The 17,698-nt window shown below is 64.2% G+C and carries 15 protein-coding genes and 1 other RNA gene; 3 read left to right on the plus strand and 13 right to left on the minus strand.

Annotation, left to right across the window (positions count from 1 at the left end):
• Positions 1 to 50: 50 nt before the first annotated feature.
• The 3 genes from rnpB to pyrC form a co-directional block, all read right to left on the minus strand.
• Positions 51 to 463, minus strand: an RNA gene (gene rnpB / locus BSIN_RS06065) — RNase P RNA component class A.
• Between the two features lie 221 nt (positions 464 to 684).
• Complete coding sequence (locus BSIN_RS06070) at positions 685 to 1,506, minus strand: DUF3025 domain-containing protein (RefSeq protein ID WP_089339829.1); 822 nt, start codon at positions 1,504 to 1,506, stop codon at positions 685 to 687.
• Between the two features lie 44 nt (positions 1,507 to 1,550).
• Positions 1,551 to 2,609 (minus strand): dihydroorotase, encoded by a 1,059-nt coding sequence (gene pyrC, locus BSIN_RS06075; RefSeq protein WP_089339830.1) that lies wholly within the window; start codon positions 2,607 to 2,609, stop codon positions 1,551 to 1,553.
• Between the two features lie 232 nt (positions 2,610 to 2,841).
• Between pyrC and BSIN_RS06080 the strand changes: the two genes are divergently transcribed.
• Entirely contained in the window at positions 2,842 to 3,753 is a 912-nt protein-coding gene (locus BSIN_RS06080; RefSeq protein ID WP_089339831.1) for a class II glutamine amidotransferase, read from the plus strand.
• A 259-nt stretch (positions 3,754 to 4,012) separates the two neighbouring features.
• Here BSIN_RS06080 and BSIN_RS06085 read toward each other — a convergent pair whose 3' ends face one another.
• The 7 genes from BSIN_RS06085 to BSIN_RS06115 all read right to left on the minus strand — a co-directional run bounded on the left by BSIN_RS06085 (position 4,013) and on the right by BSIN_RS06115 (position 11,242).
• Positions 4,013 to 5,098, minus strand: coding sequence for a hypothetical protein (locus tag BSIN_RS06085; protein ID WP_143757357.1), 1,086 nt, complete (start codon positions 5,096 to 5,098; stop codon positions 4,013 to 4,015).
• Between the two features lie 310 nt (positions 5,099 to 5,408).
• Positions 5,409 to 6,134 carry an amino acid ABC transporter ATP-binding protein gene (locus tag BSIN_RS06090; protein ID WP_059515942.1) on the minus strand — a complete coding sequence of 242 codons (726 nt, stop codon included), beginning with the start codon at positions 6,132 to 6,134 and terminating at the stop codon, positions 5,409 to 5,411.
• Positions 6,131 to 6,808, minus strand: a complete 678-nt coding sequence (gene gltK / locus BSIN_RS06095) for a glutamate/aspartate ABC transporter permease GltK (RefSeq protein WP_059515940.1) — start codon at positions 6,806 to 6,808, stop codon at positions 6,131 to 6,133. The genes BSIN_RS06090 and gltK overlap by 4 nt, the downstream gene beginning before the upstream one ends.
• Positions 6,808 to 7,548 carry an amino acid ABC transporter permease gene (locus BSIN_RS06100; RefSeq protein ID WP_089339833.1) on the minus strand — a complete coding sequence of 247 codons (741 nt, stop codon included), beginning with the start codon at positions 7,546 to 7,548 and terminating at the stop codon, positions 6,808 to 6,810. The genes gltK and BSIN_RS06100 overlap by 1 nt, the downstream gene beginning before the upstream one ends.
• 83 nt (positions 7,549 to 7,631) lie before the next feature.
• On the minus strand, positions 7,632 to 8,525 hold the full coding sequence (locus tag BSIN_RS06105; protein WP_173678636.1) for a glutamate/aspartate ABC transporter substrate-binding protein: 894 nt from the start codon (positions 8,523 to 8,525) through the stop codon (positions 7,632 to 7,634).
• Between the two features lie 233 nt (positions 8,526 to 8,758).
• Positions 8,759 to 10,063 carry a Glu/Leu/Phe/Val family dehydrogenase gene (locus BSIN_RS06110; protein ID WP_089339834.1) on the minus strand — a complete coding sequence of 435 codons (1,305 nt, stop codon included), beginning with the start codon at positions 10,061 to 10,063 and terminating at the stop codon, positions 8,759 to 8,761.
• Between the two features lie 231 nt (positions 10,064 to 10,294).
• Positions 10,295 to 11,242 carry a LysR substrate-binding domain-containing protein gene (locus tag BSIN_RS06115; RefSeq protein WP_089339835.1) on the minus strand — a complete coding sequence of 316 codons (948 nt, stop codon included), beginning with the start codon at positions 11,240 to 11,242 and terminating at the stop codon, positions 10,295 to 10,297.
• Between the two features lie 385 nt (positions 11,243 to 11,627).
• Between BSIN_RS06115 and BSIN_RS06120 the strand changes: the two genes are divergently transcribed.
• Positions 11,628 to 13,040, plus strand: coding sequence for an MFS transporter (locus BSIN_RS06120; protein WP_089339836.1), 1,413 nt, complete (start codon positions 11,628 to 11,630; stop codon positions 13,038 to 13,040).
• A gap of 393 nt (positions 13,041 to 13,433) precedes the next feature.
• On the plus strand, positions 13,434 to 14,822 hold the full coding sequence (gene purB, locus BSIN_RS06125; protein WP_089339837.1) for an adenylosuccinate lyase: 1,389 nt from the start codon (positions 13,434 to 13,436) through the stop codon (positions 14,820 to 14,822).
• A gap of 117 nt (positions 14,823 to 14,939) precedes the next feature.
• On the opposite strand, the gene BSIN_RS06130 is transcribed toward purB, so the two are convergent.
• The 3 genes from BSIN_RS06130 to eda form a co-directional block, all read right to left on the minus strand.
• Positions 14,940 to 15,455: a gluconokinase gene (locus BSIN_RS06130; RefSeq protein ID WP_059515925.1), complete on the minus strand. Its 516-nt coding sequence runs from the start codon at positions 15,453 to 15,455 to the stop codon at positions 14,940 to 14,942.
• A gap of 16 nt (positions 15,456 to 15,471) precedes the next feature.
• Positions 15,472 to 16,836, minus strand: a complete 1,365-nt coding sequence (locus BSIN_RS06135; RefSeq protein WP_059515923.1) for a GntT/GntP/DsdX family permease — start codon at positions 16,834 to 16,836, stop codon at positions 15,472 to 15,474.
• A 228-nt stretch (positions 16,837 to 17,064) separates the two neighbouring features.
• On the minus strand, positions 17,065 to 17,691 hold the full coding sequence (gene eda / locus BSIN_RS06140) for a bifunctional 4-hydroxy-2-oxoglutarate aldolase/2-dehydro-3-deoxy-phosphogluconate aldolase (protein ID WP_069233790.1): 627 nt from the start codon (positions 17,689 to 17,691) through the stop codon (positions 17,065 to 17,067).
• Between the last annotated feature and the right edge of the window lie 7 nt (positions 17,692 to 17,698).

The raw sequence follows: 17,698 nt of genomic DNA on the forward strand, positions 1-17,698 counted from the left end.
GCAAAAAGGCCGCCGCTGCACGATGCAGCGGCGGCCTTTCGTTTATCGATCGGCAAAGCGGGCCGATAAGCCGGATTTTGTGCAGACCGCCCGCTCGAAAGCGCGCGCTCCGTGGCAGCCATTCCTCTAGGCGCGCCATTGCTGACGCGCTCAAGCTTCCTACCCGCAGACGAGACGGGGGCACCGTCCTGCATCCGAAAATGCGCGCCTGCCTACTTGGAATTGCTCCGGGTGGAGGTTACCGTGCCGGTCTGCGTCGCCGCAGCCGCGGTGCGCTCTTACCGCACCGTTTCACCCTTACCTGATCCCGGCTTGCGCCGGGCCATCGGCGGTTTGCTTTCTGTTGCCCTGTTCCGCGTGTCGCCACGGATGGCCGTTAGCCATCACCCTGCCCTATTGGAGTCCGGACTTTCCTCGCCCTTCGCGGCACAACCGCGAAAGCCGCGACTGCCTGGCCTGCTTTGCGAACGGAATTTTAGCACCGCGACGCGGCACCCGTTCAAGCCGTGAGTGCCGATCGGCGGCACCACAACATTGTCATCGCGAGGCTGTTGCCGGAGACAGCGCTTTTCAGCCCGTGAGCGCATCGGCCGGCGACAGCGTACAGCCCGGCCGCTAGTTCCTGCCACGTTCGCATCTTCTCGCTCGCCTCATCGCAGGTTCGGGCCGCGTGGGCACCAACGCTCAAGCGGCCCGCGAGCGCCGGCCGCTGCGAAACACCCGGGGATCGTCGTAAAACGACGGTGATGCGTTCGCCGCCCACCAGCCGGGCACGCCGAGCACCGGCAAAGGGGAGAACGCGCGGCTCGTCGGCAGCGCGTCGCCCAGCGCCACCGCGGCATGCTCGTCGAGCCACGCGCGGCGCGCCGCTTCGTTCCATTCGAAATAAACCTGCGGCACGTCGACGATCCACGCATGCGCGGTGCACCCCTTGTACGGCTCAACGAGCTTCTCCAGCAGCGCGTGGCCGACGATCCGCGCCTCGCAGCGCGTGCCCCACGCGGCGCGCGACGCGAGCATCAGCGTGCGCCAGTCGAAGCTGCGCAGCGCAGCCGCGAGCGCGGGGTCGGATGTCGCGAACAGCGCCCCATTTTCGTCGAACAAGGTCAACGCATCCCGGACGGCGCCGCGCGCCGGGCCGACGCCGGTGACGTCAATCGCCGCCGCTTGACGCGCGTTGAGCATCGCCTTGATCCGCGGATAGGCGAACCAGACGAGTGCGTTGAAAAAATCATGCGTGTTGTGGCGCGTCGGAACCGCGCCTGTCGCCGCAATATGCGTTTCGTAGGCAATGCCGTTGGGCAGCGCCGCCTGCGCAATGAAACGAAGCGGCAGCCCGGCCGCCGTCGTGACGGATTCGACGCGCGCATCGTCGTTCAGGGTGCGCAGCCACGCCGGTCCGTCCTGCCGCGCGAGCCGGGCCCAGCGCTCGCCCTGCCCGGCGAATGGCGCGAGCCACGCTGCGCGCCAGTCGATCTCGAAGCCGGCGCTCGTGCCTCTTTCCATGCCGATCAACCCGCAGTGGCCAACCAGATGCCCGTGCCGGTACGTCAGACGAGCCGCCAGCCGATCGGCTCGCCGCCGCGCAGCGGCACGACGCTCAAACCGCCCGCGTCGATCTCGCCCGGCAGTTCCCACGTCTCGCGGCGCAGCGTGACCGTCTCGCCGCTTCGCGGCAGCCCGTAGAAGTCCGCGCCGAAGAAACTCGCGAAACCTTCGAGCTTGTCGAGCGCGCCCGCCTGATCGAATGCCTCCGCATACAACTCGAGCGCGTGCAGTGCCGTGTAGCAGCCCGCGCAGCCGCATGCGGCCTCCTTCAGCCCCTTCGCGTGCGGCGCGCTGTCGGTGCCGAGGAAAAAGCGCGGATTGCCCGAGGTTGCCGCCGCCGCCAGCGCGGCCCGATGCGTCTCGCGCTTGAGCACCGGCAGGCAATAGTAGTGCGGGCGAATCCCGCCGGTGAATAGCGCATTGCGGTTGTACAGCAGATGATGTGCGGTGATCGTCGCGCCGACGCGGCCGTGCGTGGTGTCTGCATCGCGCACGTAATCGGCCGCGTCCTTCGTCGTGATGTGCTCGAACACCACGTTGAGGGCCGGAAACGCGCGGCGCAGCGGCTCCATCACGCGGTCGATGAACACCTTCTCGCGATCGAACAGGTCGATCGACGCGTCCGTGACCTCCCCATGCACGAGAAGAGGCATGCCGGTATCCTGCATCGCGTCGAGCGTCTTCGCGCATTTGCCGATGAGATCGGTCACGCCGGCGTCGGAGTTCGTCGTCGCGCCCGCCGGATACAGCTTCACGCCGTGCACGAAGCCGCTTTCGCGCGCGCGGCGGATCTCGTCGGGCGGCGTGTTGTCGGTCAGATACAGCGTCATCAGCGGCTCGAACGCGGCGCCCGCCGGCAGCGCGGCCAGGATGCGCTCGCGATACGCGTGCGCTTGCGCCGTCGTCGTGACGGGCGGCTTCAGGTTCGGCATGATGATCGCCCGGCCGAATTGACGGGCGGTATGCGGCAGGACGGCGGCCAGCATTGCGCCATCGCGCACGTGCAAGTGCCAGTCATCGGGGCGCGCGAGGGTGAGCGTGTCGGAAGCGGAAGCGTTCATGGTGTCGTGTGGGTGTAACGGGCGGCAAAGCGGGCGGCACTGGCGATGCGCACCGCGCGGGCTGCGCCGACTGACGGCCAAACCGCAACCGGGGACCACGCGCCTGGATTGCGCCGTTTGCCGGCACGGATTCCGCCTTTTGCCGCTCAGGGCTCGGTGATATGCTTGAACCCGTCATTGTACCGGCTCAGCCCGGTATCCTTACCCGCCAGCATTCAGCCGCCCCAGCAATATGTGTCAACTTTTCGGAATGAACTGCGCCGAACCGACGGACGTGACGTTCTCGTTTACCGGCTTCGCGGCCCGCGGCGGGCTCACCGATCACCATGCCGACGGCTGGGGCATCGCGTTCTTCGAGGACAAGGCGTGCCGGCTGTTCATCGACCAGCAGTCATCGGCGACTTCGCCCGTCGCCGAAATGGTCAAGCGTTACCCGATCAAATCGAAGAACACGATCGCGCACATCCGCAAGGCGACGCAAGGCCATATCCTGCTCGAGAATTGCCATCCGTTCATGCGCGAGTTATGGGGCCGCCACTGGATCTTCGCGCACAACGGCGATCTGCCGGGCTATGCGCCCGATCTCGGGGGTGGCGTCTATCAGCCGGTCGGCACGACCGATAGCGAAAAGGCGTTCTGCATGCTGATGCGCGGCCTGCGCGATGCATTCCCCGACGCACAGCCGCCGCTCGCCGAGCTGTTCGAGCAACTCGGCGAACTCACGCGCGGCATCACGCAGCACGGCGTGTTCAACTTCCTGATGTCGAACGGGCAAGCGCTCTTTGCGCATTGCTCGACGCGCCTGCATTATCTGGTGCGGCGCTGGCCATTCTCGACCGCGCACCTGATCGACGAGGACATCTCGATCGATTTCGCGAAATACACGACGCCTGAAGACCGGGTTGCCGTGATCGCAACGCAGCCGCTGACCGACGACGAAGTGTGGACCGCGCTCGAACCCGGCGAGCTCGTGATGTTCCAATGCGGCGACGTCGCCGCGCGCATGCGCATTCCGGTGCCGGAAATCGTGCTCGAGAAGCTCAGGAATCCTGCGCTCGATGCGTCCGCATCGGCGCCGCGCCGGGCAGCCGCGCTCGCCGCGGACAGCGCGGACGATCCGGGCGACGATCCGATCGATTTTTGACGCCGCGGCTCACGCCAATCGCGCCTTATCCAACGGCGTTCGCCGCGACTGACGGGCGGACGCGGCGCTGATCCCTCATAACAAGCGCCGGGCAAACCGGCGGCGAAACGATGATTGCGCTTTATCAGATCAGACCGGTTCGATCCGTGGCCGACAAATTCCGGTCTCAATAATCACAAAAGCAATTCACGCGCGCCAACCCCCGCATTCAATAAAATGCCGCCGGCTCAGGCCGTCCTTGCCGGACGAACATCCGTGATCAGAGCATCTCCTTGATCGAGCCGTCATCCTTTACGAAACTAAAAACGGCGGCGGGATTATGATTGGCTTTCCATTCGTCTATGCGTTTTGCCACCGCGAGCGCCCACGCCTGCTCCAAAATCGGTAGCTGACGATCCTGCCCGGCCGCTCCTTCATGAAAATCTCCATCGATCACGATAGGATTGATATCGTCGTTCAACGAATCCAGCGGGCCTTGCTCGTATAGTTTTTGAACCGAAACAGGTCCGAAGTCCGTATCGATTCCATCCATTTCATATCCGTCGGCACTCTTCAGCGGCCGCAGCGCCCACTCCCCGGCCGATATCTTCTTAAACCCCAGCCGGGTCATCATATTGGCTTGCTTGGTCAACACCGCTTCAGGCGTTCTCCATTTTGTATCGACAGCACGGGCCCTCCATTGAATATTGCCCTCGCTCATCTCCTTTACATACAAAGCGCGAGGATCGGCCGGCATATTCAACAACCTACTCACGATCCCTCGAAATTTCGCGCTTGATACCGCTGCCGACACATCTTCGCGCCGAGGAAGATCCGGCAAGATATCTGCGCTGTAGTTTTTTTTAGTTATGCTGCCGACATGATCATGCAATACCCAGCTTATCGAATCGGCGGCCTGCGGCGCCCCTTTATCGATAGATTTGACCTTGAATCCCATGGTCGCCCATGCGAAACCGAGTCTTCTAATTAAATTGCCGGCCCCCTCAACCAGAGGATCGATATTCATCTTATACACGGCGCGCCCCATCTCATTAATCGGAATGATCAAACTCAATGAGATATCGCCGTTACCCTTGTCGTATTCATGTACAAACCCTTGCCTATCAAGATAAGCAAAATAATCCTGCAAATTATAACTTCCACCTTCTTTGCCGACCTGGGCGGGTCGAACATCAATCGCGCGAGCAGGGGGCAAGGATTCGAGTAAGTCCGTCAACAGACCGCCTCCCATGCTGACTGTCTGCGGTTGCGCGGCTGTCAACGCCGCAGCGGCAGACGAGGAACTCGGGCGCTCGGTCGTTGACGACTGCGCACCGACATTTTGATTAATAGGATGAGTATTCATTTAATGCATGGCCTCATTACCTTATAAGGCGTTCAGCGTAATCCTCGATCCTCCGATAAAAAAATAGACGTGCGAAACGAAACCCGGTCGAACGAAATCCGGGAGAGTCCGATCTGCTTGAGTAAGCCTGACCCGGCTCGAGCAGGCCCGTCTAAAGAAAAACACCCTGCGGCACAGCCCGCCCGCAGGGTGAAAATATCTGTCTACCTGTAGCCGCCGAACGCCCGACGGACTCGTTCTTTGCCGACCGGCGCCGCGACGCCCGACGATACCTACCCGCCCGTATCGGCCCCGATCGGCACGCGGGCGCTCAGTGCAGGATCTTCGCGAGAAAGTCCTTCGCACGATCCGATTTCGGATTCGCGAAGAAATCCTCCTTGCGGTCGTCCTCGACGATCGCGCCCTTGTCCATGAAGATCACGCGATGGGCAACCTTCTTCGCGAAGCCCATCTCGTGCGTCACGCACATCATCGTCATGCCTTCCTGCGCGAGCTCGACCATCACGTCGAGCACCTCGTTGATCATCTCGGGATCGAGCGCGGACGTCGGCTCGTCGAACAGCATCGCGATCGGATCCATCGACAGCGCGCGCGCGATCGCCACGCGCTGCTGCTGGCCGCCCGAGAGCTGCCCCGGGTACTTGTCCGCATGCGCTTTGAGCCCGACGCGATCGAGCAGCTTCAGCCCCTTCGCGGTCGCCTCGTCCTTGCCACGGCCGAGCACCTTGATCTGCGCGAGCGTCAGGTTTTCGGTGATCGACAGGTGCGGGAACAACTCGAAATGCTGAAATACCATCCCGACTTTCGAGCGCAGCTTCGACAGGTTCGTTTTCTTGTCGCCGACCGATTCGCCGTTGACGAGAATCTCGCCCTGCTGGAACGGCTCGAGGCCGTTCACCGTCTTGATGAGCGTCGACTTGCCCGAACCCGACGGCCCGCAGACGACCACCACTTCACCCTTCTTCACTTCGGTCGTGCAATTGGTCAGCACCTGAAACTGGCCGTACCACTTCGACACGTTCTTGATTGAAATCATCTTGTGACCTTTTTCTGGAAACCCTTGACCAACATCGACGCGACCGAGCACACGACGAAATAGCATGCGCCCGCGAACAGGATCATCTCGACGTTCGTGCCGTCGCGATCGCCGATATTCGCGGCCGTGCGGAAGAAGTCCGCGAGGCTGATCACATAGACGAGCGAGGTATCCTGGAACAGCACGATCGCTTGCGTGAGCAACAGCGGCACCATCGCGCGAAAAGCCTGCGGCAGGATCACGAGGCGCATCGCCTGCGCGTAGTTCATGCCGAGCGCGAATGCCGCGTTGACCTGCCCGCGCGGCACCGCCTGAATACCGGCGCGGATGATCTCCGAATAATACGCAGCCTCGAACAGCGAGAACGCGACCATCGCCGACGCGAGCCGGATGTCGAGCGTCGGCGACAGCCCGAGCACGCCTTGCAGCACCTGCGGCACGATCAGGAAGAACCACAGCAGCACCATCACGAGCGGAATCGAGCGGAACACCGTCACGTAGCCTTGCGCGAACCATTGCAACGGCTTCACGCCGGACAGGCGCATCAGCGCGAGCAGCGTGCCCCAGACGATCCCGACCACGATCGCGATCAGCGTGATCTTGAACGTGACGATCGCGCCCGTCCAAAGCGTCGGCAGCGCGCCGGGAATACTACTCCAGTCGAACTGATGCATCACTTGCCTCCGATATAGCCGGGCAGCCGGGACTTGCGTTCGACCCAGCGCATGAACGTCATCACGATCAGATTGATGATCACGTAGGCCAGCGTCACCGCGATGAACGACTCATAGGTCTGCGCGGTGTAGTCGACGAGTTGGCGCGCCTGCGCGGACAGATCGAGCAGACCGATCGTCGAGGCCACCGCGGAATTCTTGAAAATGTTCAGAAATTCCGACGTGAGCGGCGGCACGATAATCCGGTAGGCAACGGGCAGCAGCACGTAACGATACGTCTGCCATTGCGTGAAGCCCATCGCGAGGCCGGCCGCGCGCTGGCCCCTGGGCAGCGCGTTGATCCCCGAGCGCACCTGCTCGCACACGCGCGCGCCGGTGAAAAGCCCGAGACAGACGACCGACGCCGTGAAGAACTGCGTGCCCGGCGGCAATTGCTTGATCCATGTGCCGATCGACGCGGGCAACAGTTCCGGCACGACGAGATACCAGACGAAGAACTGCACGATGAGCGGGATATTGCGGAAAATCGATACATACAGCGTACCGATCGCCGCGAGCCCCTTGTTCGGCACGGTGCGTAGCACGCCGAACAACGAGCCGACGGCGAGCGCGATCACCCAGGCGACGAGCGACACCTTGACCGTCACCCAGAACCCCGACATCAGCCAGCCGAGGTAGGTGGTCGGTTCGCCAGTCGAAACGGGGGAAAGGAAAATGCCCCAGTTCCAGTGGTAAGACATAGCGAGACTCCGGCAAAAAGAAACGGAAGAAGCCGAGCCTCTTCCGTTTCATCAGCGCTAAACAGGTTCGAACAGCGGTACGCTCAGTCGAGCGCCTTGTCGTTCGGAGCGGCGTAGAGCTTCTTCATCGCGTCGGAGAGCGGGAAGTTCAGGTTCAGCCCCTTCGGCGGAATCGGATTCTCGAACCACTTCGCGTAGATCTTCGCGGCTTCGCCCGATTTCTCGACATCCGCGATCGCGTCGTCGACCACCTTCTTGAACGCCGGATCGTCCTTGCGCATCATGCAGCCATACGCTTCCTGAGACTGGGCCGTGCCGACGATCACCCAGTTGCCCGGCTGCTTGGCCTTCGCGCGCTCGCCTGCGAGCAGCGCGTCGTCCATCATGAACGCGGCCGCGCGGCCCGTCTCGAGCGTCTGGAACGACTCGCCGTGGTCCTTCGCGCTGATGATCGTCATGCCCATCTGCTTTTCGTTGTTCATCGCGCGCAGCAGACGCTCGGACGTAGTGCCCGCCGTGGTCACGACCGTCTTGCCCTTCAGATCGGCAAAATCCTTGATGCCCGAATCCTTGGCCGTCATCAGGCGCGTGCCGATCACGAAAATCGTGTTCGAGAACGCCGCCTGCTTCTGGCGGTCGAGGTTGTTCGTCGTCGAGCCGCACTCGATGTCGACCGTGCCGTTCTGCACGAGCGGAATGCGGTTCTGCGACGTCACCGGAATGTTCTTCACCTGCAGGTTCGGCAGACTCAGCTTCTTCTTGACCGCGTCGACGACCTTCATCTGGAAGTCGCGCGAATAGCCGACCACCTGCTGGTTCTGATCGTAGTACGAGAACGGAATCGACGATTCGCGGTGTCCGAGCGAAATCACGCCGGAGTCCTTGATTTTTTTCAGCGTGCCCGTCTCCTGGGCAATGGCGCCGCCTGCGAACACGCTCAGCATCGCAGCCATCAGCATGGCTTGTTGGAATTTCATTATGGTCATCTCCTTGGCGAAAACCCGCGCCAGTTTAGCAAAGTCATATTTTTGAAAGTAATGGTCGTAAACCACACTCCCGGCGGGGCAGGTTGCGCATACGCAATACATCCATCCATAGTAGACGCTCCGCATACGCGCGCGGGCGGCCTCGTACTCGAGGCCGCCCGCGAAAAAACGAGGCGCCGCCCGCAGGCCGCGCCGCCACACCGGCCAACAGGCCGGCCAAAGGATCAGGGGTACAGACCGCGCATTTCGCGCGCCATCAGGATGCGCTTGCACGCAACGATGAACGCGGCGGTGCGCACTGACACCTTGTGCTCCTCGGCCACCGCCCACACGCCGGCGAACGCTTCGCGCATCACCCGTTCGAGACGGTGGTTGATCTCGTCCTCGGTCCAGAAGAAGCTCGAGAAGTCCTGCACCCACTCAAAGTACGACACGGTCACGCCGCCCGCATTCGCGATCACGTCGGGAATCACGAGCACGCCGTTGGCGCTCAGGATGTCGTCGGCCGCCGTCGTGGTCGGGCCGTTCGCGCCTTCGACGACGATCTTCGTGCGGATCTTCGACGCATTCTTCTCGGTAATCTGGTTTTCGAGCGCGGCCGGAATCAGGATTTCCGTCTCGACCGTCCAGAACTCATCGTTCGGCATCGGCTCGGCGCCCGTGAAACCGGCGACACCTCCCGTCTGCGCGACGTGATCCAGCAGCTTGGCCGTATCGACGCCTGCCGGCTGGTAAATCGTGCCGGTGTGATCCTGAACCACGATCACCTTCGCGCCCGCTTCCTGGAACAGCCGAGCGGCGATTCCGCCGACATTGCCGAAGCCCTGTACCGCGATGCGCGCGCCCTCGATCTCAACGCCCTTCTTCTTTGCGGCTTCGCAGCCGACCACGAAAACGCCGCGGCCCGTCGCTTCCTTGCGGCCGAGCGAGCCGCCCAGCGAAATCGGCTTGCCGGTCACCACGCCCGTCGCGGTCTGGCCCTGGTTCATCGAGTAGGTGTCCATCATCCACGCCATCACCTGCTCGTTGGTGTTGACGTCGGGCGCCGGAATATCGGTGTTCGGCCCGATGATGATGCCGATCTCGCTCGTGTAGCGGCGCGTCACGCGCTCGAGTTCGCCGCGCGAGAGCTTGCGCGGATCGACGCGGATGCCGCCCTTCGCGCCGCCGTATGGCACGTTGACCGCCGCGTTCTTCACCGACATCCATGCGGACAGCGCCATCACTTCGGACAACGTGACATCCTGGTGATAGCGCACGCCGCCCTTGCCCGGCCCGCGCGACACGTTGTGCTGCACGCGATAGCCTTCGAAGTGCGCGACGGTGCCGTTATCGAGCTCGATCGGCACGTCGACGATCAGAATGCGCTTCGGGCGCTTGAGCGTTTCGAGCCAGCGCGAGAGCGAGCCGAGATACGGCGCGACACGGTCGACTTGCTGCAAATAGTTGCCCCAGGGCCCGAGATCGTCCGCGTGCAGGTATGACGGAATGGATTGCGCAACGGACGGGGACTGCGAATGCGAAGACATGGAATCTCCAACGGTCGAAGAATGCGCCCATTGTCGAAAAAGCCCATTTCGAAATCCAATGCCGTTTGCTTATTCGATTATGCATTTCTTGCATGATCGGGCTTTTGCGCGAAAAACCGTCGATACGCAGCGCGAACACACGCAATTGCGGTGCGATCGGTCGCCGCAATTTTCATGTGCGCAACGGCGGGCGGCGTGACGGCGCGCCGGCCTCGCGCGCGTGCCGCAGGCTCAGCGCGCGTCCAGTTCGTCGCGCACCACGTCCCAGAGCGCGCTCACCAGCTGGCGGCGTGACTCGTCGCCCTGCACGGCGAGCTTGTCTCGATAAAGACGGATCTCCATGGTCAGCGTGAACGGCTCCGCACCGCCTTTCGCCGCGCGGCCGAGCCGCACGAGCCGCCCGCCCGCGACCGCATCCTCGACCGCGCTGTGCGGCAGGAACGCGACGCCGTGCCCGGCGAGCGCCATCGCCTTCAGCGCCTCGGCCATGTCGGTCTCGTACACCTTGTCCAGATAAAGCGGCGTATGGGCGTTCGAGATGATCACTTCGGTCATCCGGCCCAGGTACGCGTTCGGCGTATAAGACAAGTAAGGCACGGGCGCATCGGCCGCGCCGGGCAGCGCGTAGCGCGCGCGGCCGCCGCGCCCGGGCGCCGAGAATGGGCTGATCGGCTCCGCGCCGAGCGTGAGCATGTCGTAGCGCGCGGGATCGAGCGCGACGGGATGGCTCGGATGGTGGTAGCCCATCACCAGGTCGCAACCGCCCTCGACGAGCGACAGCACCGCATCGTGTACGTTGAGCGCGCGCAGCCGCGTATGCACCGGCCCCATCTTCGCTTCGATCCGCTGAAGCCAGCGCGGAAAGTACGTGAGCGACAGCGTGTGCGGCACGGCGAATTCGATCGTCGGCACCGGCGCGCCGATATGGCCGCGCAACAGCGTGCGCGCCTCGTGCGCCTGCGACAGCATCGCGAGCGCCTGCTCGTAAAACACCTGGCCTGCCTGCGTGACGCGGGTCGGGTAGACCGAACGATCGATCAATTCCGTGCCGAGCCACGCTTCGAGCGCCTGGATGCGCCGCGAAAACGCCGGTTGCGAAACGTGACGCAGTTCAGCCGAGCGGCTGAAGCTGCGCGTTTCCGCGAGCGACACGAAATCCTCGAGCCATTTGAGTTCCATACGAGCCCTTTTGCGCCTTTGCGCGATCTGCGCCAGCCGTGAAGCCCGCATTTTAAACAGCGGCGGGCGGCGGCAAGCCACGGCGGCACGCATTCGTCAGACTGCTTGCATCGCACCAACGACGCACCGCGCGCACAGACGCGGTGCCGGCAACCACGCCGCGCGCCTGCCGCCGGTGCGCGCCGCGTCTCGCCTCATCGCGTCTCGTCGTGGGACGCGCCATGCGGCGCGCTCGTTGCGCGGGCGTTCGCGCCACGCGCCGCGGCTGACCTGCGGCTGGCATAGGCCTTGCAAAAGACTGCTGGCTCCGTTGCCCGCCGCGGAGCGGTTTCGATCCGGCCCCACCCTGCCTTCAAACGGCAACCGCATACGCGAGGCTTTCTCGATGGATACACTGCGCAGCTCTGTCAAAAGCGGCAACTGGCGCTCGCTGCTCGCCTGCTTCCTCTATTTCGACACCGGCTTCACCGTCTGGGTGCTGTACGGCCCGCTCGCGCCGTTCATCGGCAAGGACATCGCGATGACGGCCGCGCAGCAAGGCTTTCTCGTCGCGGTGCCGGTGCTCGCGGCGGCAATCCTGCGCGTGACGCTCGGCAATCTCTATCAGTCCGCCGACGGCCGGCGCATCGCGCTGATGGGCGTGCTGCTGTCCGCTCTGCCCGCCGTCGTACTGCCGTTCGTGCCAGGCACGCCGTCGTACACGCTGCTGCTCGTGCTCGGCGTGTTTCTCGGCATAGGCGGCGCGAGCTTCGCGGTCGCGCTGCCGATGGCGGGCAGCAGCTATCCGCCAAAAGTGCAAGGCCTGGTGCTCGGGCTCGCCGCGGCGGGCAACATCGGCGCGGTGCTCGACGGCTTCATGTTCCCGCACATCGCCGCCGCGCTCGGCTGGAAGTTTTCGACGGCCGCCGCGCTGCCGCTGCTCGCGATCGCGGGCTTCGCGCTGTTCGCATGGGCCGACGACCGCGGCGAAAAATCGGGCAGCGCGCCGCGCGCGCTTGGTGCGTTCGCGCTCACGCTCGCCGCGCTGATCGCGCTCGTGCTCGCCGTGCACGCGGGCGTGTTCGGCTCCGGCAAGGCGGGCGTGCTGCTGCTGCCGGTGATGGGCGCGCTCATCGCGATCACGGTGCTGCCCGGCCGCTATCGCGCGGTGCTCGCCGAGCGCGATACGTGGGTGATCATGCTGATCTACAGCATTACGTTCGGCGGCTTCGTCGGCATGTCGTCATATGTGACGCTGTTGCTCACGACGCTCTATCAGATGCCGAAGATCGAAGCGGGCCTGTTCATGTCGATGCTCGCGTTCATCGGCGCGATCGTGCGGCCGCTCGGTGGCTATCTCGCGGATCGCGTCACCGGCGTGCGCGCGCTGATGGCGATCCTTGCCGCGATCGCCGCGGCCGACTTCGCGTTCGCGGCCATGATGCCGCCGCTCGCAGGCGGCATTGCGCTGCTCGTGTGCCTGTATATCGCGTTCGGCCTCGGCAACGGCTCGACATTCCAGCTCGTGCCGCACCGCTGGCCGGGCAAGACGGGGCTGCTGTCGGGAATCGTCGGCGCGGCGGGCGGCATCGGCGGCTTCTATCTGCCGGTCGTGATGGGCATCGCCAAGGAAAGCACCGGCAGCTATCAGTTCGGCTTCGCGACATTCGGCGCGCTCGCGGCTTGCGCGCTCGGCGCGCTCGTGTTGCTGCGCGCGCAGTGGCTGCGCTGGGCCGCGCCGGGACATACGGCTCCGACAAGAGGCATGGCGGGTGCAGCCGGCATGCCGATCGGCGGCGCGGCGCGCGCGGGCGACTGACAGCGGACAGACGATGTTCCAGCGCAGGCGGATGACCGGCGGCAGATAGCCAGCGGTGCGGCACGCACTATCGGCCCGCGCACTCCGAGGCAAAAATGCTGCGCATGGTGACGGCGGGCGGCGGACGGCGGTTGAGCAGTTGCCCAGCGCGCGTCGGCGAACTCCCGATGTGCGCGCAGCGGCGTCGCGCACGCGGGCGCTCGACGACACGCCGCTCGCCGCGCGATGCGGCAATCGCCCCCGCCCGCGCAGCGGTCTTGCCGCCGGGCGCGCGGCAGCCCCCGAGCCAGCGCGCCCTGCCCGCGCAACCGCAGGCCCGGTTCGCGCCGATGGTAAAATTCGCGGTTCACCCCTTCACGTTTGAACCGCGGCCGCACGCGCCCAAGCCCCATCATGTCCGACACCCGTCCCGATACCCTTTTCGCCCTCACCGCGCTATCGCCGCTCGACGGCCGCTACGCCGCCAAGACCGAGGCGCTGCGCGACTGGCTCTCCGAAGCCGCGTTCATGCGCCATCGCGTCATCGTCGAGGTGCACTGGCTGATCGCACTGTCTCACGCCGGCTTTGCCGAAGTGCCGCGCTTCTCGGCCGCCGCCGAGCAGTTCCTGCTCGATCTCGTCGCGCGCTTCACCGCGCACGACGCCGCGCGCATCAAGGAAATCGAGCGCGTGACGAACCATGACGTGAAAGCCGTCGAGTACTGGCTCAAGGAATCGGTGAAAGGCCAGCCCGAACTCGAGAAAGCCAGCGAATTCATCCATTTCGCGTGTACGTCGGAAGACATCAACAACACGTCGCACGGCATGATGCTGGCCGGCGCGCGCGCGCATGTCATCCTGCCGTCGCTGCGCACTGTCCACGGCCGCCTCGTCGCGCTCGCGCACGCGCACGCCGACCAACCGATGCTGTCGCGCACGCACGGCCAGCCGGCCAGCCCGACGACGCTCGGCAAGGAAATCGCGAACGTCGCCGCGCGTCTCGCACGCGCGATCGAGCGGATCGAGAAAGTCGAAATCCTCGGCAAGATGAACGGCGCGGTCGGCAACTTCAACGCGCACCTGTCCGCGTATCCGGAATTCGACTGGGAAGCGTTCTCGCGCGACGTGATCGAAAACCGTCTGAAGCTCACGTTCAACCCGTACACGATCCAGATCGAGCCGCACGATTACATGGCGGAGCTGTTCGACGCCGTCGCGCGCGCGAACACGATCCTGCTCGATCTCGACCGCGACGTGTGGGGCTACATCTCGCTCGGCTACTTTAAACAGAAAACGAAGGCGGGCGAAATCGGCTCGTCGACGATGCCGCACAAGGTCAACCCGATCGATTTCGAAAACTCGGAAGGCAATCTCGGCCTCGCGAACGCGACGCTGCGCCATCTCGCCGACAAGCTGCCGGTGTCGCGCTGGCAGCGCGACCTCACCGATTCGACGGTGCTGCGCAATATCGGCGTCGCGCTCGGCTATTCGCTGCTCGCCTACGACGCGCTGATCCGCGGCCTCGACAAGCTCGAAGTGAATCCGCAGCGGCTGAACGAAGACCTCGACAACTGCTGGGAAGTGCTCGCCGAACCGGTGCAGACCGTGATGCGCCGCTACGGAATCGAAAATCCATACGAGCAACTGAAGGAATTGACGCGCGGCAAGGGCATCACGCGCGACGCGCTGCGGCAGTTCATCGGCACGCTCGCGATCGCGCAGGATGCGAAGGAACGGCTGCTCGCGATGACGCCCGCGTCGTACACCGGCAACGCGGCCGAGCTGGCGAAGCGCATCGCGTGAGCGCCGGCTAACGCGCCGGCGTGCCTGGCGCGCCCGCTCCACGACAAAGGCGCCCCGCGGGGCGCCTTTGTCATTTGCTACGGAACGGCGAGCCGCCGCCGCAACGGCCGCCCGCGCTCACTGCTGTTGCTGCTGTTGCTGCTCCAGCGCGATTTGCGCGATCACGCGCGCGACGATCTCGTCGGGCGGCAGCTCGATGCTGACCTCGATCGCCTCGTCCGGGCCCGGCTCCTCGAGCGTATCGAGCTGGCTCTGCAGCAGCGACGGATCGAAGAAGTGCCCGGTGCGCACCTTCAGCCGCTCGCGCAGCACGTCGAACGAGCCCTTCAGATAAACGAAGCGCACGTCGCGGTCGCCGCCGCGCAGGATATCGCGATACGCGCGTTTCAGCGACGAGCACGTGAACACCGCCGTCTGCCCGTCACGTTGTTTTTCCTCGATGGCCGCGCGAATCGCCGCGAGCCACGGCCAGCGGTCCTCGTCGGTGAGCGGAATGCCGTGGTGCATCTTGTCCTTGTTGGCCGCGCTGTGAAATGCGTCGCCATCGGTGAACGTGCACGACAGGCGCTGCGCCAGCAATTCGCCGATCCGCGTTTTGCCCGCGCCCGACACGCCCATTGCGATCAGAATCATTGACTACCCCTTGTTGTTACAGGACGGCGCCGATCAGCAGCGTGAACGTGAGCCCGAGGAGCGAAATCAGCGTCTCGAGCAACGTCCAGGTCTTGAACGTCTGCCCCACCGTCATCCCGAAATATTCCTTGATGAGCCAAAAACCGCCGTCGTTGACGTGCGAGAAAATAAGCGAGCCCGAACCGGTCGCGAGCACCAGCAGCTCGGGCTTCACGCCCGCGCCGGCCGCCGCCGCGATCGGCGCGACGATCCCGCAGGCGGTGGTCATCGCGACCGTCGCCGAGCCCGTCGCGAGACGGATCAGCGCGGCGACGAACCAGCCGAGCAGCAACGGCGACAAATGCGCATGCGAGGCGCTCGACACGATCTGCTGCGAGATGCCGCTATCGCGCAGGATACCGCCGAAGCCGCCGCCTGCGCCGACGATCAACGTGATGCCCGCGATCGGCGCGAGGCAGTCGCCGCAGAACTTCTGGATCTGATCGCGATTGAAGCCCTGCTTCGCGCCGAACGTCCAGAAGCTGACGAGCACCGCGATCAGCAGCGCGACGTCGGACGTACCGGCGAAACGCAGCAAATTGTTCGGCAGCGTCTTCGGCGCGAACAGCAGGTCGGCCCAACTGCCGACGAGCATCAGTGCAACGGGCAGCAAAATCGTGAAGAGCGTGATGCCGAAGCTCGGCAATTCGCGCTGCGCGGCCGGCTTGTCGTGCGAATCGACGAACTGCGCGGCGAGCGGGTTGTTCTGCGGCAGCTTCACGTACTTGTGGATCACGAGCGCGAACAGCGGCCCGGCGATCAGCGCGGTCGGCACGCCGACGATCAGGCCATAGGCGATCGTCTTGCCGATGTCCGCGCCGTACTGCTGAACCGCAAGCAGCGCGGCCGGATGCGGCGGAATCAGCCCGTGCACGACCGACAGCCCCGCGACCATCGGCAGCCCGACGAGCAGCAGCGACTTGCCGGTGCGCTTGGCGACGTTGAACGCGATCGGAATCAACAGCACGAAGCCGACTTCGAAGAAGACCGGCAAGCCAACGATGATCGCGACGAACATCATCGCCCAATGAATGTTCTTCTCACCGAACCAGCGGATCAGCGTCGTCGCGATGCGCTCGGCGCCGCCCGATTCGGCCATCATCTTGCCGAGCATCGTGCCCAGGCCAACGACGATCGCGATATGGCCGAGCGTGTTGCCGTTGCCCGTCTCGAACGACTTGACGATCTTGTCCATCGGCATGCCGACCGCGAGGCCCAGGCCGAGCGACACGATGATCAGCACGAGGAACGGATAAATCTTGTATCGCGCGATCATCACGATTAGCGCCGCGATCGCGATCACGGTGTAAATCAGCAGCGTGCTGCCTTGGACAGCCCCCATATGGCACTCCTCCTTGGGATTTTTCGAGCCGGGCGCGCGGCAAGCCGCGTGACGCCCGGCGCTTTAAGTCTCCGATACAGAACGCGGATGCCCGCCTGTCAGGACGCTGAATTCTACTTTTGTTCAGTGCTTCGCGATAGAACCGGTTCCATCAGCGGAAACCCTCACCAAACAAGGACTAGGGAAAACATCTCCATTTGCGGATTCTAGGGGAATCCGGTCCGATGCTTAGTGCGCGAGCCCGCTTGCCTCGCGCGCGAGACGCGTGATCTCGGCCCAGTCCTGCGCGGCGAGCGCCGCCTTCGGCGTCAGCCACGAGCCGCCGACGCACACGACGTTCGGCAGCTTCAGGAAATTCGGCGCGGTTTCGGCGGTGATGCCGCCCGTCGGGCAAAACTTCAACGTCGGGAATGGGCCGTGGAACGCCTGCAGCATCGGCACGCCGCCTGCCTGCTGCGCGGGAAAGAATTTGACGATTTCATAGCCCAGCTCGAGCGCGGCGATGATATCGGTGGGCGTCATCACGCCCGGCAAAAGCGGCAGGCCGGCATCGAGCGCCGCCTGATGCATGTCCTTCGTCAGGCCGGGCGATACGCCGAACTGCGCACCAGCAGCTTTAGCCTGCGCGCATTGCTCGGGCTTCGTGATGGTCCCGACGCCGACCACGATGTCGTCGGCGAGTTCGCTCGCGCGCTTGATCGCATCGAGCCCCGCCGCGGTGCGCAGCGTGATTTCCAACACCTTCACGCCGCCCGCGTGCAACGCGCGCGACACCTGCTCGCCCTGTTCGGCCGAATCGAACGCAAGCACCGGAATCACCGGGCCCAGCTTCACGATCTCGCCTATCGTCTTCATCGGTGTA

Origin of the sequence: Burkholderia singularis, assembly GCF_900176645.1 — a bacterium.
GTDB classification, from domain to species: domain Bacteria; phylum Pseudomonadota; class Gammaproteobacteria; order Burkholderiales; family Burkholderiaceae; genus Burkholderia; species Burkholderia singularis.

What these genes read in the sequence shown, in the direction of transcription:
- BSIN_RS06070 (WP_089339829.1), bottom strand. Translation starts at nt 1,506, where the DNA reads ATGGAAAGAGGCACGAGCGCCGGCTTCGAGATCGACTGGCGCGCAGCG.
- pyrC (WP_089339830.1), bottom strand. Translation starts at nt 2,609, where the DNA reads ATGAACGCTTCCGCTTCCGACACGCTCACCCTCGCGCGCCCCGATGAC.
- BSIN_RS06080 (WP_089339831.1), top strand. Translation starts at nt 2,842, where the DNA reads ATGTGTCAACTTTTCGGAATGAACTGCGCCGAACCGACGGACGTGACG.
- BSIN_RS06085 (WP_143757357.1), bottom strand. Translation starts at nt 5,098, where the DNA reads ATGAATACTCATCCTATTAATCAAAATGTCGGTGCGCAGTCGTCAACG.
- BSIN_RS06090 (WP_059515942.1), bottom strand. Translation starts at nt 6,134, where the DNA reads ATGATTTCAATCAAGAACGTGTCGAAGTGGTACGGCCAGTTTCAGGTG.
- gltK (WP_059515940.1), bottom strand. Translation starts at nt 6,808, where the DNA reads ATGCATCAGTTCGACTGGAGTAGTATTCCCGGCGCGCTGCCGACGCTT.
- BSIN_RS06100 (WP_089339833.1), bottom strand. Translation starts at nt 7,548, where the DNA reads ATGTCTTACCACTGGAACTGGGGCATTTTCCTTTCCCCCGTTTCGACT.
- BSIN_RS06105 (WP_173678636.1), bottom strand. Translation starts at nt 8,525, where the DNA reads ATGAAATTCCAACAAGCCATGCTGATGGCTGCGATGCTGAGCGTGTTC.
- BSIN_RS06110 (WP_089339834.1), bottom strand. Translation starts at nt 10,063, where the DNA reads ATGTCTTCGCATTCGCAGTCCCCGTCCGTTGCGCAATCCATTCCGTCA.
- BSIN_RS06115 (WP_089339835.1), bottom strand. Translation starts at nt 11,242, where the DNA reads ATGGAACTCAAATGGCTCGAGGATTTCGTGTCGCTCGCGGAAACGCGC.
- BSIN_RS06120 (WP_089339836.1), top strand. Translation starts at nt 11,628, where the DNA reads ATGGATACACTGCGCAGCTCTGTCAAAAGCGGCAACTGGCGCTCGCTG.
- purB (WP_089339837.1), top strand. Translation starts at nt 13,434, where the DNA reads ATGTCCGACACCCGTCCCGATACCCTTTTCGCCCTCACCGCGCTATCG.
- BSIN_RS06130 (WP_059515925.1), bottom strand. Translation starts at nt 15,455, where the DNA reads ATGATTCTGATCGCAATGGGCGTGTCGGGCGCGGGCAAAACGCGGATC.
- BSIN_RS06135 (WP_059515923.1), bottom strand. Translation starts at nt 16,836, where the DNA reads ATGGGGGCTGTCCAAGGCAGCACGCTGCTGATTTACACCGTGATCGCG.
- eda (WP_069233790.1), bottom strand. Translation starts at nt 17,691, where the DNA reads ATGAAGACGATAGGCGAGATCGTGAAGCTGGGCCCGGTGATTCCGGTG.